Annotated in this window: 13 protein-coding genes; 12 read left to right on the forward strand and 1 reads right to left on the reverse strand. The window is 50.8% G+C overall.

The genetic code is table 11. The features are described from left to right. Positions 1-137: 137 nt before the first annotated feature. The 10 genes from AC6B99_RS08790 to AC6B99_RS08835 all read left to right on the forward strand — a co-directional run bounded on the left by AC6B99_RS08790 (position 138) and on the right by AC6B99_RS08835 (position 13,517). Positions 138-6,389, forward strand: coding sequence for a WIAG-tail domain (locus tag AC6B99_RS08790; protein WP_496663211.1), 6,252 nt, complete (start codon positions 138-140; stop codon positions 6,387-6,389). A 378-nt stretch (positions 6,390-6,767) separates the two neighbouring features. Beyond that, entirely contained in the window at positions 6,768-7,505 is a 738-nt protein-coding gene (locus AC6B99_RS08795) for a glycosyltransferase family 2 protein (protein ID WP_056032832.1), read from the forward strand. Positions 7,506-7,536: 31 nt separating this feature from the next. After that, a complete protein-coding gene (locus tag AC6B99_RS08800; protein WP_056030303.1) occupies positions 7,537-8,262 on the forward strand; it encodes a sugar phosphate nucleotidyltransferase in 726 nt (241 codons plus the stop codon). Beyond that, positions 8,259-9,617, forward strand: a complete 1,359-nt coding sequence (locus AC6B99_RS08805) for a glycosyltransferase family 2 protein (protein WP_496663212.1) — start codon at positions 8,259-8,261, stop codon at positions 9,615-9,617. The genes AC6B99_RS08800 and AC6B99_RS08805 overlap by 4 nt, the downstream gene beginning before the upstream one ends. 127 nt (positions 9,618-9,744) lie before the next feature. After that, positions 9,745-10,032, forward strand: a complete 288-nt coding sequence (locus AC6B99_RS08810) for a hypothetical protein (RefSeq protein WP_056030297.1) — start codon at positions 9,745-9,747, stop codon at positions 10,030-10,032. Positions 10,033-10,057: 25 nt separating this feature from the next. Beyond that, complete coding sequence (locus AC6B99_RS08815; RefSeq protein ID WP_056030294.1) at positions 10,058-10,393, forward strand: alpha-helical endospore appendage domain-containing protein; 336 nt, start codon at positions 10,058-10,060, stop codon at positions 10,391-10,393. Beyond that, positions 10,390-10,710, forward strand: a complete 321-nt coding sequence (locus tag AC6B99_RS08820) for a hypothetical protein (RefSeq protein ID WP_056030292.1) — start codon at positions 10,390-10,392, stop codon at positions 10,708-10,710. The genes AC6B99_RS08815 and AC6B99_RS08820 overlap by 4 nt, the downstream gene beginning before the upstream one ends. Beyond that, the gene (locus tag AC6B99_RS08825) at positions 10,707-10,991 is read left to right on the forward strand and encodes a hypothetical protein (RefSeq protein ID WP_155972781.1); all 285 of its coding nucleotides are present in this window, start codon (positions 10,707-10,709) and stop codon (positions 10,989-10,991) included. The genes AC6B99_RS08820 and AC6B99_RS08825 overlap by 4 nt, the downstream gene beginning before the upstream one ends. Positions 10,992-11,284: 293 nt before the next feature. Next, the gene (locus AC6B99_RS08830) at positions 11,285-12,403 is read left to right on the forward strand and encodes a CgeB family protein (protein ID WP_056030286.1); all 1,119 of its coding nucleotides are present in this window, start codon (positions 11,285-11,287) and stop codon (positions 12,401-12,403) included. Beyond that, positions 12,396-13,517, forward strand: coding sequence for a CgeB family protein (locus AC6B99_RS08835; protein ID WP_056030283.1), 1,122 nt, complete (start codon positions 12,396-12,398; stop codon positions 13,515-13,517). Before AC6B99_RS08830 ends, AC6B99_RS08835 begins: the two co-directional genes overlap by 8 nt. 35 nt (positions 13,518-13,552) lie before the next feature. Here the strand turns inward: AC6B99_RS08835 and AC6B99_RS08840 are convergent, their stop codons facing one another. After that, positions 13,553-14,596, reverse strand: coding sequence for a ketoacyl-ACP synthase III (locus AC6B99_RS08840; protein WP_056030281.1), 1,044 nt, complete (start codon positions 14,594-14,596; stop codon positions 13,553-13,555). Positions 14,597-14,764: 168 nt separating this feature from the next. Between AC6B99_RS08840 and AC6B99_RS08845 the strand changes: the two genes are divergently transcribed. Together AC6B99_RS08845 and AC6B99_RS08850 are read left to right on the forward strand one after the other, a co-directional pair. Beyond that, the gene (locus AC6B99_RS08845) at positions 14,765-15,556 is read left to right on the forward strand and encodes a YhcN/YlaJ family sporulation lipoprotein (RefSeq protein ID WP_056030278.1); all 792 of its coding nucleotides are present in this window, start codon (positions 14,765-14,767) and stop codon (positions 15,554-15,556) included. A 247-nt stretch (positions 15,557-15,803) separates the two neighbouring features. After that, complete coding sequence (locus tag AC6B99_RS08850) at positions 15,804-17,027, forward strand: MFS transporter (protein ID WP_056030275.1); 1,224 nt, start codon at positions 15,804-15,806, stop codon at positions 17,025-17,027. Positions 17,028-17,451: the final 424 nt, after the last annotated feature.

The following is a 17,451-nucleotide window of genomic DNA, read 5'->3' on the forward strand; positions in this document are numbered from 1 at the left end:
ATGGCTGGGGGTGTCTGCTTTCATGTGAACGGCCATCTGTCATGTTTCTGCTTGGCAGTCTTAGAAAATCAAGTAACGAGCCTATAGGTTTGTGCATATATTGCCTAAGACAAATCAGGTGGAAGAAGGAGAGGGCAATGGCGAAAAGCAGAAAACCAGGTAGCTCAAGAAGAAAAAGGCCGCTTTTTTACGTTGATAATCCGAATGCTTCTGAATTGAAATGGCTCGATGAATTAAATAGCAAAAAGACGCAAGCCCAAGCAGCCCAGAAGCAGGCTGAAACTAAGCCAGCGAATGCTGGGGAGACAAAGTCGGTAAGCATCAATGCGATTGTGGTACCTGAAGCGTCATTCAGCATTGACCAGCTGCAAGATGAAGAAGGAGAGCTGCTGCCAAACGAGGCTGAGACAGAACCGCAAAGTATTCAATTGGATGGGAAACAAGAATCGTCGCAAATATTTAAGCAAGAGGCGCCACCACAGAATGTGCAGGAGGAACTGGTGCTGGACGTTGACCAGCCATTTGAGCTTGCATTTGCCAGTACCCATGAAGAGATTGCTGAACTGAGTCATGAAGAGAATGTTGGACTGAGCCATGAAGAGAAGCTGGCGTTGGTAGCGGAGAAACAAAATCCTGAGCTTGGCGGGCCGAATCCATTTATTTATACCGACGATTTAGTGGATGGTTCGGTTACGGGCGACAAAATTGCCCCAGCTTCAATTGACTCCACAAAGCTATGTGCGGGTAGCATAGATTCAGCAGCGGTGCAGGATTATGCGATTGAAGCGATTCACATTGCTAAGGGAGCTGTATCCGGCACCAAAATCGCACCAGAAGCGATAATATCGGAACATCTGGCAAACAATGCTATCGCAGGAGCAAAGCTGGCAGATGGCTCCGTAACGGGAGAGAAGCTGCAAAATAACAGCGTAACTTCCGAGAAGCTCGCAGATCGTACGATCGGTTCCGACAAATTTGCCGATGGCTCGATTGAAGCGAGGCATTTGAAACGGCTGTTAGTAACGGAAGAATTGCTTGGACAGCAGTCTGTCACCGCTAGCAAAATCAAAAGCGGAGCCGTCCGTCCTGAGCACCTTTCGAATGATGCAGTAAACAATTCCAAGCTCGCCGATGGAGCTGTAACCCGCTCCAAGCTGCGTGATGGCTCTGTGCATACGGAGAAGCTAGCCCCAGAGTCCATCGATTCCGTGCATATTAAACCTGGGGTGTTGCTCGCTGAGCATGTTGCCGTCGGAGTAATATCGGGAAAGCATTTGGCCCCAGGCGAAATAAGCGCCCAGCATCTGGAAGCCGGCGTGGTCGGAGCAAGGGAATTGCAGCCGAACGCAGTAGACGCCGAGCGTCTAGCAAGCGGAGCGGTGTCCAGCGCTCATTTGCAGGCGGGGGCCGTTCTGGGGCAGAATATCTCACCGCGCCAAATCGAAAGCGGACATCTCGTTGATCAAGCTGTAACAGCCTCCAAGCTGATGGATCAATCCGTATCGACAATCAAGCTGGTTGATCATGCCGTCACTGTTTCCAAGCTTTCGGAGCAAAGTGTAACTGCGGCAAAGCTCGCCGATGATGCTGTGCAATCCCGACATTTGAGCCGTTTCAGCATAACATCTGAGAAAGTAGCGGACGGACAAATACACAATCGTCATTTGGCGGTAAATACCGTATCTGGCGTCCAACTGCGGGAAGAGGCGGTTGGTACGGAGCATTTGCGCAGCGGTTCCGTCACAGATGAGAAAATTGCGCCGGGAGCGATTCGGGTGCAGCATCTGACGGATGCGGCTGTTGGCACCAGACAGCTTGCGGAACAAAGCGTCACCTCGGCAAAGCTGGCTGCTGGAGCTGTATCTGCTGCGCATCTTGCAGATAATTCGGTAGATACAAAGCAATTGCGTGATGAAGCGATCACGTTTCACAAAATCGCGCCGGAAGCGCTGCGGGCGTACCATTTTGCAAATGGAGCTGTTACGGGAGAGGCTGTGTCGCCTGAAACGATAACGGCTAATCATTTACAGCCGCATATTATTCATGAGAAGCATGTAGCGAATGAGGCGATTACAACTCGAACGCTCCATGATGGCGCCGTGACGAGCGCAAAGCTTGCTTATGAAGCTGTGACAGAAAGATATATTGCGCCTGGCGTTGTATCTTCCCATCATTTGGCAGATCACAGTGTCAATTCTCTCAAGCTTTCCCCGGAAGCGGTGACGTCGGATAAGCTCGCGGATTACAGTGTAACGGGAGCAAAGCTTGCTGAAGCAAGTGTGACAGGAACTAAGCTTGCCCCAGGAACCATTCAAGGTGAGCACATCGCTCCAGCCGTTATTGATGGCATGCACATTCAGCTAGGCTCGCTTAAGAAAGAGCATCTGCAAAGCGGGATTATTGTGGCCTCCCATTTGCAGCCTGGAGCGGTTGGAAGTGAGCAGGTTGCTGACTTAGCGATTCACTCAGCGAAATTGGCGCTGGATGCTGTGAATCCGAAGCACATTGCAGGCGAAGCGATTCACAGCCGTCATTTATCCAATGGATCGGTGCTGGGCATTCATGTGCAGGAAGGCAGCATCCGCGATGTTCATTTAGCGGAAGGAGCTGTGACAGCGGCGAATCTGGCGGAAGCAAGCGTTGCAAGCGAGCATATTCAGGAGGCGGCAATCACCAGCGCAGCGCTCCAGCCGCTTATTATCAGTACGGAGCATTTGCAAAGTCAGGCGGTGACTGCTGAACAACTGGCCCCGCTTTCCGTAGGAGAAAAGCATATTCAGCCATATAGCATCAGCGAGGAGCATTTGGCTATAAACAGCGTAGCCAGTGCTAATTTGCAGGATGGCAGTGTGACTGAGGCAAAGCTTGGCAAGGATTCCGTATCTGGGGACCATTTGCAGTTGGAGACGATAGCCGGCAAGCATCTTCGTGCCGAAACGGTGCAGGGCTATCATATTCGAAAAAACTCGCTATCTATAGCGCATCTCGCAGCCGATATTATTACGGTTGACCGTGCCGAGGATGAGAGCATTTTTGGAAGCAAGCTCAAAAATGGCTCAATCCGAGCTGAGAAGCTGGCGGATGGCTGCGTCACGACGGGGAAATTAGGTGAAGCGAGTGTGACGGCGTCGAAGCTGGCCTTTGCCAGCGTAAGCAGTGAAGCGCTGGCGGAAGGAGCCGTAATCGCCGAACATCTGACAGCAGAGAGCGTAACGAGCGATAAGCTAGCAGACGGCAGTGTCACGACGGAAAAGCTGGGCGATGCAAGCATAACGCGGTCGAAGCTGGCTTTTGCGAGCGTAAGCAGTGAGGCGCTGGCAAAAGGAGCTGTGAAGGCGGAGCATCTGTCGACAGACAGCATAACGAGCGACAAAATCACGTATGGAGCTGTTGCCGCTGAGCATTTGGCGACGGATAGCGTGACGAGCGATAAGCTGGCAAATGGCAGTGTCACGACGGAAAAATTAGGTGAAGCGAGCATTACGGGTTCGAAGCTGGCCTTTGCGAGCGTGAGCAGTGAAGCGCTGGCGGAAGGAGCCGTAATCGCCGAACATCTGACAGCAGAGAGCGTAACGAGCGAAAAGCTAGCAGACGGCAGTGTCACGACGGAAAAGCTAGGCGATGCAAGCATAAAGCGGTCGAAGCTGGCTTATGCGAGCGTAAGCAGTGAAGCGCTGGCAAAAGGAGCTGTGAAGGCGGAGCATCTGTCGACTGCCAGCGTAACGAGCGACAAAATCACGTATGGAGCTGTTGCCGCTGAGCATTTGGCTACGAATAGCGTGACGAGCGATAAGCTGGCGAATGGCAGTGTCACGACGGAAAAGTTGGGCGAAGCGAGCATAACGGCGACGAAGCTGGCCTTGGCGAGCGTAGACAGTGAAGCGCTGGCGGAAGGAGCCGTGAAAGCAGAGCATCTGTCGACGGACAGCATAACAAGCGACAAAATCACGTATGGAGCTGTTGCCGCTGAGCATTTAGCGACGAATAGCGTGACGAGCAATAAGCTATCAAATGGCAGTGTCACGACGGAAAAGCTGGGCGAAGCGAGCATAACGGGTTCGAAGCTGGCTTATGCGAGCGTAGACAGTGAGGCGTTGGCGTATGGGGCCGTTAAGGCGGAGCATCTGTCGGCAGAGAGCGTAACGAGCGAAAAGCTAGCAGATGGTTGCTTCTCAACGGAAAAGCTGGGCGAAGCGAGCATAACGAGGTCGAAGCTGGCCTTTGCGAGCGTAGGCAGTAAGGCGCTGGCGGAAGGAGCCGTAAAAGCGGAGCATCTGTCAACAGGCAGCATAACGAGCGACAAAATCACGTATGGAGCTGTTGCCGCCGAACATTTGACGACGGATAGCGTGACGAGCGATAAGCTAGCGAATGGCAGTGTCACGACGGAAAAGCTGGGCGAAGCGAGCATAACGGGTTCGAAGCTGGCCTTTGCGAGCGTAGACAGTGAAGCGCTGGCGGAAGGAGCCGTGAAGGCAGAGCATCTGTCGACGGACAGCATAACGAGCGACAAAATCACGTATGGAGCTGTTGCCGCTGAGCATTTAGCGACGGAAAGCGTGACGAGCGAAAAGCTATCGAATGGCAGTGTCACGACGGAAAAGCTGGGCGAAGCGAGCATAACAGGTTCGAAGCTGGCCTTGGCAAGCGTAGACAGTGAGGCGTTGGCGGAAGGAGCCGTTAAAGCAGAGCATCTGTCAACAGGCAGCATAACAAGCGACAAAATCACGTATGGAGCTGTTGCCGCTGAGCATTTGGCGACGAATAGCGTGACGAGCGATAAGCTAGCGAATGGCAGTGTCACGACGGAAAAGCTGGGCGAAGCGAGCATAACGGGTTCGAAGCTGGTCTTTGCGAGCGTAGACAGTGAGGCGTTGGCGGAAGGAGCCGTGAAGTCGGAGCATCTGTCAACAGGCAGCATAACGAGCGACAAAATCACGTATGGAGCTGTTGCCGCTGAGCATTTGGCGACGGATAGCGTGACGAGCGATAAGCTAGCGAATGGCAGTGTCACGACGGAAAAATTAGGTGAAGCGAGTGTAACGCGGTCGAAGCTGGTCTTTGCGAGCGTAGACAGTGAGGCGCTGGCGGAAGGAGCCGTGAAGGCGGAGCATCTATCGGCAGAGAGCGTGACGAGCGATAAGCTAGCGAGTGGCAGTGTCACGACGGAAAAATTAGGTGAAGCGAGTGTAACGAGGTCGAAGCTGGTCTTTGCGAGCGTAGGCAGTGAAGCGCTGGCAGAAGGAGCCGTGAAGGCGGAGCATCTATCGGCAGAGAGCGTAACGAGCGAAAAGCTAGCGGATGGCTGCTTCACAACGGAAAAGCTGGGCGAAGCGAGCATAACGGCATCGAAGCTGGCCTTTGCGAGCGTAGGCAGTGAAGCGCTGGCAGAAGGAGCCGTGAAGGCGGAGCATCTGTCGGCAGAGAGTGTAACGAGCGAAAAGCTAGCGCATGGCAGTGTCACGACGGAAAAATTAGGTGAAGCGAGTGTAACGGGTTCGAAGCTGGCCTTTGCGAGCGTAGGCAGTGAAGCGCTGGCAGAAGGGGCTGTGATCACCAAGCATCTATCGGCAGAGAGCGTAACGAGCGAAAAGCTAGCGCATGGCAGTGTCACGACGGAAAAATTAGGTGAAGCGAGTGTAACGAGGTCGAAGCTGGCCTTTGCGAGCGTAGGCAGGGAAGCGCTGGCAGAAGGGGCTGTGATCACCAAGCATCTATCGGCAGAGAGCGTAACGAGCGAAAAGCTAGCAGATGGCTGCGTCACAACAGAAAAGCTGGGCGAAGCGAGCATAACGGCATCGAAGCTAGCCTTTGCGAGCGTAGGCAGTGAAGCGTTGGCAGAAGGGGCTGTGATCACCAAGCATCTATCGGCAGAGAGCGTAACGAGCGAAAAGCTAGCGGGTGGCTGCGTCACAACGGAAAAGCTGGGTGAAGCGAGCATAACAGCGACGAAGCTGGCCTTTGCGAGTGTAGGCAGTGAGGCGCTGGCGGAAGGAGCCGTGAAGGCGGAGCATTTGTCGACCGACAGCGTAACGAGTGACAAAATCACGCATGGTGCTGTCACCGCCGCGCATCTAGCGCCTGCCAGCGTAACGGTATCGGCTCTTGCTTTTTCGCCAATCGTTGGTCGGAGGGGCAGCATTAGCAAGCAGCAATTTGGGTTATGCCCGTATAGCTTTCCTCCTGAGAAACAGCAGTTAGAGCAGGTTATTCTTTTTGACGAACCGTTCGCAAGCAATCAATATGTGCTTACAGCAACGACCGATCACCCGGCCTGCTATGTATGCATTCAAGCGAAGGAGCCGGGGCATGTCATCCTATCCATTAATCGCCGTTTTTTCAGTGAGGCTTTCATCGGCACCATCAACTGGATTGCAATCGGACAATAAGGTTTGCTTAAAATGCCATCAGCGATTTGCTGATAAGATGCTGTAATTTAGCACGGAAAAAAAATTCCTCTCACGCAAGGCGCGAGGGGAATTTCTTTTTTTTACTGTTAACCGCCTACTGCCGTTGATATGGGTGCGGGACAGACATCATGGGAGTTGTACATTTGCCGTTGCGCAGATGATGGAGGTACATACAATGTGGTGTAATTACGTTGCAGCACCATTTTGAACTATAGGCGTATACCGAGGTGAACAAAGCGGATGAAGAAAGCGAAGGGTGCAAAGGGGAAAAAAGCCCGGAATTTCCGCGCTGTGAAAAAGCCGCATCCCGCCCAGAGCGGTGCGGCCGCAGACGAATATGCCGGAGAAGCGCAGCCGATGCAGTCTCCAGTCGTATCCGTTATTATTCCCGTTATGAATGAACGGGCTACCATTCGAAGGGTTATAAGGGAGGCGGCGGGTGTCCATCCCCGGACTGAGGTTATCGTCGTTGCAAATGGCTCGACGGATGGTTCAGCCGAAATTGCCAGGCGTGCAGGAGCACGAGTGCTCCGTTATGAAAAGGCGCTTGGCCATGATGTTGGACGAAGCGTTGGAGCGCGGGCTGCCCTAGGTGAAGTATTGCTGTTTGTGGATGGAGATATGGTCATCAGCACCGCACAATTGCGGCATTTTGTCTATGCAGTACTGCATCGCGGCGCAGATGCTGCTTTAAATGATTATACCGGTCCCGTGGACAAAACCACTGTGCACAGCGTCGTGCTTGCGAAGCACACGCTCAATATTGTGCTGGAACGCCCAGATTTGAAAGGAGCTTCCTTCACAGCAGTCCCCCATGCCATAAGCAGGCAATGCTTGTCTCTAATCGGAGCAGAGGCGCTGTGCGTCCCACCACTTGCCCATGCGAGAGCGATTCGGCTTGGTTTGAAGGTTGAAGCTGTGCATACGGTCAATGTTGGCAAAATAAACAGGCGCAGGCCGCAGCGCGAACGGCGCAGCCCGTTGGAGCATCTCATTGTGGGGGATCATTTGGAAGCGATCCACTGGCTCATTACACAATCTAATGAACGTGGCGGCTTTGAGGATTACCGTCGCTGTCGCGAGTTTGCGCTTTAGGCTATGGCTAAAGCGGCATGGAGGTTAAACCGTGAAAGCAGTCATTTTGGCAGGAGGAACAGGGACGCGGCTAAAACCGCTGACTACATTAATGAATAAGCATATGTTACCTGTAGGCAAGCATCCGATGATTTTTTATGGCATCGATAAGCTGCATCAGGCAGGCATTACAGAAATGCTGCTCGTGACAGGACGGCAGTCGATAGGTTTGTTTGCGGAGTATTTAGGAAGCGGCCGCGAGCTTGGTGTCTCGCTGACTTATCGTATTCAGGAGGAAGCGGGCGGCATCGCGGAAGCGCTGGAGCTGGCGCGCGATTTTATACGGAATGATGAGAAGTTTATCGTGCTGCTCGGCGACAATTTGTTCGAGGATAATTTGGCTCCTTATGTGCGGAAATTTGCCCAGCAGCAGGAAGGCGCAATGGTGCTGCTCAAACAGGTGCCAGACCCCCATCGCTATGGCATAGCAGTGTTTCAGGAAGCGGGACAAATTGCTTATATAGATGAAAAACCAGCTGAACCGCTATCGGATTTATGCGTAACGGGCATTTATATGTATGATTCCAGTGTTTTTGCAGCGATTGATCGGTTGGAGCCGTCAGGCCGCGGCGAACTGGAAATTACCGATTTGAACAATATGTATGCCCGTGCGGGAACTCTCGCTTCCCATACACTTGCAGGATGGTGGACGGATGCGGGCACGTTCGAATCCTTGCATGAAGCGGCCGCGAGGCTGTTGAAGGAGACGGGAGAATGAGAAGAATAGCGGCAAGAAAGCGGCCCCGCACTACAAAACAATATCGCGTGCGGCAGCAAGCGTCGTATGCCCAAGGTGTCGAGCAAGGCTATCAGGATGGGCGGCAAGCGGGGCTTACTAGCTACAATGAAAAGTTTCAAGGAACGAGCATCATTATACCGAGCTATAATCAGCTCCAATATTTGAAGCTGTGCATTGAAAGTATTGTAGACCATACGGACCTTGCTTATGAAATTATCGTCATTGATAATGCTTCGACCGATGGGACGGGGAGCTATTTGGCCCAGCTTGATGGCCAGGTGCGCTACCGGGTTTTAAGCGAAAACTATGGCTTCGCTGGGGCAGTCAACAGAGGCATGATGATGGCTAAAGGCACGATGATGCTTATATTAAACAATGACACACTCGTAACCGACAATTGGCTGGACAATTTGTTGGCCTGCTTGAACAGCAATCCGCAAATTGGCATGGTCGGGCCTGTCACCAACTATATTGGCGGGGAGCAGCTGATAGAGGTTCCCTATACGAACGTGGCGGATATGCCGGACTTTGCTAGACTTAATAATGTGCCTGATGCCAAACGCTGGCAGCAGGTTGAACGGCTGACGGGCTTCTGCCTTTTGCTCCGCAGAGAACTGTGGGAGAAAATTGGCTATTTTGACGAAGGCTTTGAAATTGGCAATTTTGAAGATGATGACTATAACATTCGAGTGAAGCTGCTGGGGTATTCGCTTGTCATTGCCCGCGACTCGTTTATCCACCATTTTGGCAGCGTCAGCATCAAAGCTTTAGGTGCACAGCTTGAGGAGGTTAATAACCGCAACCTGCAGCATTATATGAATAAATGGGGCAATCCGCATGAACTGGTAAGCGTTATGAAGCATCGTGCTGCCGAGCAGCCTGCACTGCAGGTCGAGCTGGCGACGCTTGGGGAAGCGGCTTATTACCCGGATAGCATTGCGGTTACTTCATTAACTGGTAGAGTGTATTGGATTGAAGGCGGCAGCAGGCGCCCTGTTGAAGGCGAGTTTAGCGGAGAAGCCATCCGCATCGGACAAATTGACATCAGACGCTGGCCGCTGGGCTCGCCGATATCTAGCGAGGAAGTTCATGCCAAGTGGCAGCAAATGCTGGCGATGGAAGGCAGCGACCTTCATGGCAAAACCGTTAGCGGGCTAGATGGTTTTCATTATTATATGCAGCAGGGTCTGAAGCGGAAAATGATAACGGAAGCTGCTTTTGAAGGCTGGGCGCTTAAGGCAAGGCCATCCGTCCAGCTTACATTGGAGCAGCTGCATGCGATCCCAGAGGGATTGCCGATTATACCAACTGTCAAGCTTCGCCAACAACTATAAAATGGTTTTCCGGCCACTGTTTGACGCCAAGTATCACTGTGTATTGCCGTGCATATGCTGTAAATAGCTGCACCAATTCAAGTGGCGGCACAGGGCCAAGCCACAGCCAGAGGGAGGATCGTTGGCCATGCAGCATATCGCAACCGAAATTATTGAGCATTTATCTCATTCCAACAGCCAGGTGGCACGAATGCTGGAGGCAAAGCGCCATGTCACGGTACGAATGGCCGAAATTGTGAAAAGCCTCCCCGATCATCAACCGAATTTTGGCGGCGTAGACGATCTGCTCGGGGAATCGCAATCGCTGTTCGGCAGCGTTATTGCTTATTTAAACAGCATGGCTGAGCTGCAAGAGACGCTGGCATCTCAGCTGTCTTATATGATAAAAGAGCTGAACCCGGGCGAGGAAGAATGACGGAGCGAAAAGGGGAGCGCATGTCATGGACCGAGAGCAAGCCTATATGCGCATGTTGGGCGCTACAGCCAATATGCAGTGGAACGTGGCACTAATTCTGGAAGCGAAAGCGGAGGAAGCGGAGAAGGCCCGCAACTGGATATGCAATCATGTTCATACGGGCACGTTTCCAGGCGACCGTACGCAGCTTAAGCAAACGCTAGTTGTACATGACCAGATGGTCGAGACGATTGAAGGCATTACTAAAATGAGCCAAGGCATCGTATCCGTGCTCAAAGCCGTATTGCAAAAGGATGGAGGGGAAGACGATTCCTCGGGATCGGATTTCCAATTTGGCGGTGGCTTCGGAGGCGGGAATTGAGAGAAATGGTGCGCCGCGAGCGAGAGGTTAAATTGGAGGTGCTGGCTTCGATTGCGCGGAGCCAGCTCGCGCTTGCCCGCATTTTGAACAGCGTGGCTGATGTAGCGGAGCTGACTCCTCAAACAGCCAAGCGAATTGGTGAAAATGTACGCCTGCTAACCAATATGCAGGAGCAGCTAGCGGAAAGCGTGACGGGTTGGCCAGTGCGCAGCTACCGGGTAAAGAAGGGCAGCCCGCCCAAGCCATGGCTCCTTAACGAGCTGCGAGAAAAGCAGGTGCGGTGGCATCCGCAAGTGAACAGGAGGAATTGGAATTGAGTATGAAAAAACGCGTGTCCGTCCGCAAACGGGCAACGAAACGCTCTGCCAGCAAAGCTGTAGCGCGCCGCCCAAAAAGCTCGCGTAAGCGCAGGGCAACAGGAAAAAGAACAGGAAGCAGCTCATCGCTGCGCCGCCGCAGGAAAGTGGTCAGACAACGCGTGATGGAGCCGGAGACCTTTAATGAGGGCTTCAACCAGACGTATAATTCCGGCTATAATGCTGGATTTGCGAAAGGTTTTGAAGATGGACATCAGCTGGCATATGAGCAAACGCCGTAACCGGTACGCACCTCGTCATGCTTTACGGAAGTATGCGAACATTATATTTAAATTAGCTCAGCCCGTTTGATGGTTTATTCCGCCATCAGCAGGTTAGAGCTTTTTTTGGATTATTGGCCTGAGGACAAGCTGTGTTCCTATCCATATATGGCAAAAATCTTGGCGGAAAAAGCAGGTTAAACGCCAATTTTTGCGATGCAGGGATAAGTGCCGCTTAGCTGGTCTGTTTTTGACATATACATATTGGAAGCGTGTTGTGCAGCGATTGAAATCGAAGCAAGGCGGTGCAGCAAATGGTAGCCAGAAAAAATAATTCCCGCAAGCAAGTACGGCAAAGTGGGTATGAAACCGGCTTTCATACCGGCTGGCGAGACGGCGCTTGCGAAGCAATAAGCGGACTGTTGCCTCCGCCGGAGCTGACGCCCGTTCCAATGCGAATGCTCTATATTCCGCAAGGATTTGAAGCCATTGACACGGGCCTCATTGAGGCGCTGCAAGCGAGTGTAACCGAGCTTCATGTCGGAAGCGCAGAACAGCTTGCTGAGCAAGCGGCAGCTATTTCCCCCGACATCGTGCTTGTGATGAACGGCCTGCATACTTTTCCAGCCAATCATCTTCAGCAGATCGGCGAGGTCAAGCAGCGCGGCATCCGCACAGCGGTATGGTTCGTAGATGATCCATATATGACAGAGAAGACGGTTATAGCAGCGCCGCATTATGATATCGTGCTGACGCATGAGCTTGGGACACTTGAGCTGTATCGCAGCATTGGCTGCACCAACGTACATTATTTGCCTTTGGCGGTGCATTCCGGCTTGTATCGGCCGCAGCGAAAGGATTCAGCTTTTGCCAGCGATGTTTGCTTTATTGGGCAAGGATTTTGGAACCGAATCGGGCTTCTTGATGCCATTAGCGAGCGGTTGCTGGCAAAGAGGCGCAAAATCTTTTTGTCCGGGGGGCTATGGGAGCGTTTAGCGGCCTATAAGCGGCTGCAGCCGTTTATTCATACCGACTGGTTGAGTGCTGAACAGACGATCCCTTATTATAACAGCGCTAAAATCGTCATTAATATTCATCGAACGACAGAGGCAGGCTCAGACAATTTTAATGCTTTACAAAGCCCGGGGCGCTCGATCAATCCGCGAACGTATGAGATTGCCGCTTGCGGCACTTTTCAACTAACGGATATTCGTGAGGACTTGCCGTATTATTACACGCCTGAACAGGAAATTGAGACTTTTCAAGATGCTGAGGAGCTCGCAGCAAAAATCGATTTTTATTTGAAAAATGAGGAAGCCCGCAGCCGGATCGCAGTTAATGGTCTGCGCCGGACGCTGAGAGACCATACATTCAGAGCACGTGCCGTGCAGTTATTACAGCTTATTATGAGGGAGGGAGAGCCGAATGGCTAAACGATCGGCTTTGCGACAAAGGCAGATTCCGCCTACTGAAGTGGAACTAGGGAGAGCTGCAGGCTACCATGCAGGCTGGGGGGACGGTTATTGGATTGGCCAATGCGAGTCGGTTATTAGCCGTATCCCCCCCATAGTAGGAGTATGGCCTGTACATGTCATGTACGTGTCCACAGGAAAGGGATTTCCTTATTCGCCGCTGGATGAAGCGGTAGCCGCTACATTATCGGGAATGGTCGCTCAGCTAACTGTCGTGAAGACGGGGGAGCCTGTAGCAGAAATCGCCGCGCAAGCTCGTCCGGATTATGTTATTGTGCTGGATGGGCTGCAGTTTGATGTAGCGCAAATTGATGCCATGCGCGCTTTGGGCATTCGTACAGCTATTTGGTTTACAGATGACCCTTATTACGCGGATATCACGACAACGCTTGCCCCGCATTATGATACCGTGTTTACGCTTGATCGAAATTGTGTAGCGCTTTATCAGGAACGCGGATGTGCCAATGTGCATTATTTGCCGTTCTGCGTCATGCCTGCCCAGTTCAGGCCGATGAACCCGCAGCGCAGCAAACGCAAGGAGATCAGCTTCATCGGCTCGGGCTATTTGAACAGAGTTCAATATTTTAACGAGGCAGCTTCCTATCTGGCTACCAAAGATACTCTCATATCGGGGATATGGTGGGATCGGCTGGAACATTTCGATAGGCTGCGATCTAAAATCAATCTAGGAGAATGGATGACTCCGCAGGATACGGCGCTTGCTTATAATGCGTCCAAAATCGTCATCAATATGCACCGGGCTCATGATGATGCTTTATTTAACAGCAACAGTCTAGGAATAACGGCGGCTTCGCCAAATCCGCGCACATTTGAAATTTCGGCTTGTGCTGTACTCCAGCTAACGGATGTGCGGGAAGATCTCGTTTCTTTCTACACACCGGGTGTGGAAATTGTGACGTATGAATCTCCGCAGGATATGGTGGAAAAGCTGGACTATTATTTGAATCATGAAAATGAGCGCAAGGAAATTGCCATTCGCGGCATGCATCGCACGCTGAGCGAGCATACTTATGCCCATAGGCTGCATGCGATGCTGTCCATTTTATTTTCATAATGAGGCTTGGGGCACGCTGTTCTAGCTGCGGCAGCTTAAATGGACCACCGCATAATAACGCCAGATTGCGTAAGTCCGCCTCCAAAACCATATAACAGCAGCAGATGACCCGGCTTCACTCTGCCGTCTTTGACGGCTGCATCCAGCGCAAGCGGAATGGAAGCGGCAGAGGTGTTGCCATAATGCTCAATGCTGGACAGCGCCTGCTGCTCTTCAAAACCGATACGCTCGCATAAAGCATCTATAATACGCTGATTGGCATTGTGCGGAACGAACCAGTCAATCGTCTGAGCGGTGTGGCCGCTGCCGTCCAGCAGCTCTTGAACGCCTGCTGCTACGCGGCTTAACGCCCAGCGATACACTTCCCGTCCATTTTGGACGAGCATGTTATTTTGTGAAAGCTCGAAGCTGCCGATGTGTGGCGCCAGGCTGCTGCGGTATACGTGATGCCCCTGCTCACCATCGGTGCTCGCATTTGAAGCGAGTATGTCGCCAGCAGGCAGTGTAGAACCAGCGGTAGACGCACTGCTTAAATCGGCTCCCATCTCCAGCGTTTCAACGAGCATGGCACCGGCACCATCGCCGAATAAAATGCAGGTCGTCCGGTCTGTATAGTCGGTAGCGCGCGAAAGGGTTTCGGTGCCAATAATTAAAATTTTGCGGCAAAGCTTGGAGAGCAATAGGCCATTGGCCATTTGCAGGGCGGACGTGAAGCCGGCGCAAGCGGCTTGCAAATCAGCATTTCCGCAGCCCTTCATGCCGAAAGAAGCCTGCACTCGTGAAGCTACACTTGGGACGAAAGCATCCGGTGTGGAAGTTGCAACGATGATGTAGTCGACATCATGAACGGTTTTGTTATATCTGTGGATTAAATCGCGAACGGCTTCAATGGCCAAATCGCTGGCATATTGCTGTTCTTGGGCTATTCGGCGCTCGCGGATGCCTGTACGTTGAAAAATCCATTCATCCGAAGTATCTACAAGCTTTTCTAAATCTGAATTGCTTAAAATGCGATCAGGTACATAAGTGCCGATAGCCGTTACTGCTGCATGGGATTGTAAGAGAGTGGAAATGGTCATGAAAAACAACTCCTTCATAATTTAGTACCAGATGCTAATACCTGATAATAAATTACTCCTCTCCATACATTTTGTCAAGTCCAATTGGTGCATAGTCTGAATCCCGATCGCCCATCCTAATAGCGGGTCATGAGGCCTGTAAACAACAACAAGGGAGGAATACGGCACATGCGTAAAACGAATTTTTTTGCTGTCTTGTCCGCAGGCGCCCTGCTTAGCGCCATGTTGACAGGCTGTGCAGCCAATCAAGGGGATTTGGGAAATAAGAACATTCGCACCAAAATGGTAAGGGAAGATGCAAATGGGAACAGAATGTTAAACGATCGTTTCGCTAACGATCATATGAATGAGAAAAATTACGTAAATGGAAAAAGCATCCGAGGCAATAATATTGTAGGTAGTCATAAAAATTATAAAATGGAAATGAGCGAAGAAATTGCGAAACGTATTGCCAATAAGCATAACGTAAAATCCGCAAACGTTTTGCTGACCGATAACAATGCCTATGTGGCGGTATCCTTTGAGGACAATCTCAAAAATGGCGATAAAAAGCTGATGAGCCGCACCAACTCCAGCTATATGGGCCGTGACGGCTCGAATTACCAACGCCGCATGAACACGATGAGCACAGGCGAAAATGCGCTGACTCAGCAAATTAAAGCCGAAATTGCCAAGGAAGTCAAAAAGGTGAAGCCAGGTGTAGACAATGTCTACGTATCGGCTAATCCCGATTTTGTCGGCCGTATGACGAGCTACATGACTGATGTTCGCAACGGTCATCCGATCCAAGGCTTCCTAGTCGAATTTAATGCAATGGCTGAGCGCTTGTTCCCGGCCAACGCTAACAAAATTGAAACGCGTGGTTACGATGGCAACATGAACTATCGCAGCATGACCGACCGTACAGACCGCGATAATTATACAAATGCCCACAGAAGCAGCCCGATGATTTACGACTAACGTTTAGTGAAAAATAAGGCATGACGCATTCAGCGTGACGCACGTAAAAGCATCTATGATAAAGCAGCCGGCGAATCAGAGCCGGCTGCTTTCGTTTGCGTTCAGCTTAATTTGTCTTTTCTGCCTCACTATTATTTGCTATAATAATGTTAATTTTTAGGAGGTGTCTACTTTGGCCCATTTCATGCGTTTACGTTAATTTGAGGTGCATATGTAATAGTCAAAATGAATGAAGGAGACTATAATCATGCAGCTTAAATGGCAAAAAACGTTCGCGATTATTTTCAGTGGACAAATCTTTTCCATACTAACGAGTTCGATGGTGCAGTTTTCGGTGATTTGGCATTTGACGCAAACGTCGGGGTCCGCTTCGGTTTTAATGATAGCGGGTTTGGCAGGATTTTTGCCACAGGCTGTTTTAGGCTCCTTTATTGGGGTGTGGCTGGACCGCTGGAACCGTAAACTGACGATGATTATAGCTGATAGTGCGATCGCCTTTTTTAGTTTGGTTTTAGGTGTTTATTTCTTTTTTGGAGAACCGAGTTTAGCGTTTGTCTATGTTATTTTAATGGTTCGTTCTGCCGCTTCTGCATTCCATGGGCCATCCTTTCAAGCGGCCATTCCATTATTGGCGCCTGTTGATCAGTTGACGCGTGTAGCGGGCTGGCAGCAGATGGTTTATTCTTTTTCGAGTATAATCGGGCCGGCGCTTGGCATTGCTGTTTATTCAGCGACCTCGCTTGGAACGGTGCTATTGCTTGATGTGGCTGGTGCGCTTATTGCAAATGTCATGTTATTGTTTGTTAAAATTCATCAGCCAAAGCCGGAGGCGACACAAGCTCCCTCTTTTATCAAAGAGTTTAAGCTAGGCTGGGATGCTTTCATTAAAGTAAAGCCCGTAATCGTGATTACGTTGGCTACCGCTATTTTCTCCACTGTGTTTATGCCTTTGGCGACCTTGTTTCCTTATATGACGTTGACTCATTTTGGGCGTGGGGGTTACAGTGCAAGCATCGTTGAAGCGATTTTTGGTATTGGCATGATTGTGGGTGGCGTGCTGCTGTCGGTAGTCGCTTCAAAATGGAAGGACATCACATATATGAGCCTGAGCTTGGCTGTGATTGGTCTGACCTGTTTGCTTAGCGGCGTGGTCAGCAAGGAGGCGTTCATACTGTTCGTCATTGTGTCGTTTTTTATGGGAGCGGCAGCGCCCTTCTTCAATGGGCCATATATGGCGATGATCCAAAGGGCATTTGACCCTTCGATGCTGGGACGTGTGATTTCTCTCGTTACAAGCGTGATGATGTTCTCTTCGCCAATCGGGCTGGCATTAGCAGGACCTGTTGTCGATAAGTATGGCGTACAGGCATGGTTTTTCTGGTCGGGGATTGTCATTATTTTGACCAGTGCTGTCCTATTTGCCTTGTTCCAGCGCATGCGGGTGGAGCAGCCTGCGGTTTTGGAGGGGTAGTAAAATAGAGTAGAGGTTGCCCTAAATGTAGGGCGACCTCTACTCCATTTTTATTCTTCTTATATTACTTTAATTGATTGCTCGGTCTAACGTTTAATTTTTGCATCACTAATGTGATACAATTTCAAGCACACAAACAGGAAATGTAAAGCAAAACTTAAACTTTTAGAAAAGGGGCTATTGATGTGAAAGGCGATTCAAGTGTCTAAAGCCGAAAGAGATGAGAGAAGTTCTAACTTGTTCATATCTACAATAAAACCATAGGCCCTCAGAATATCTAAACCAAGCAAACCTTTATGTGAATTAGGAAGCATTCCTACATCAATCTCAATATGCTCGATTTGAAGAGTATCAATCTGAATTACCCAATGGGCGATTTATATATTTTTCTTACTAGAGGGAGTATGAAAACCGGAGTCGGCCT

Source organism: Paenibacillus liaoningensis (assembly GCF_059609455.1).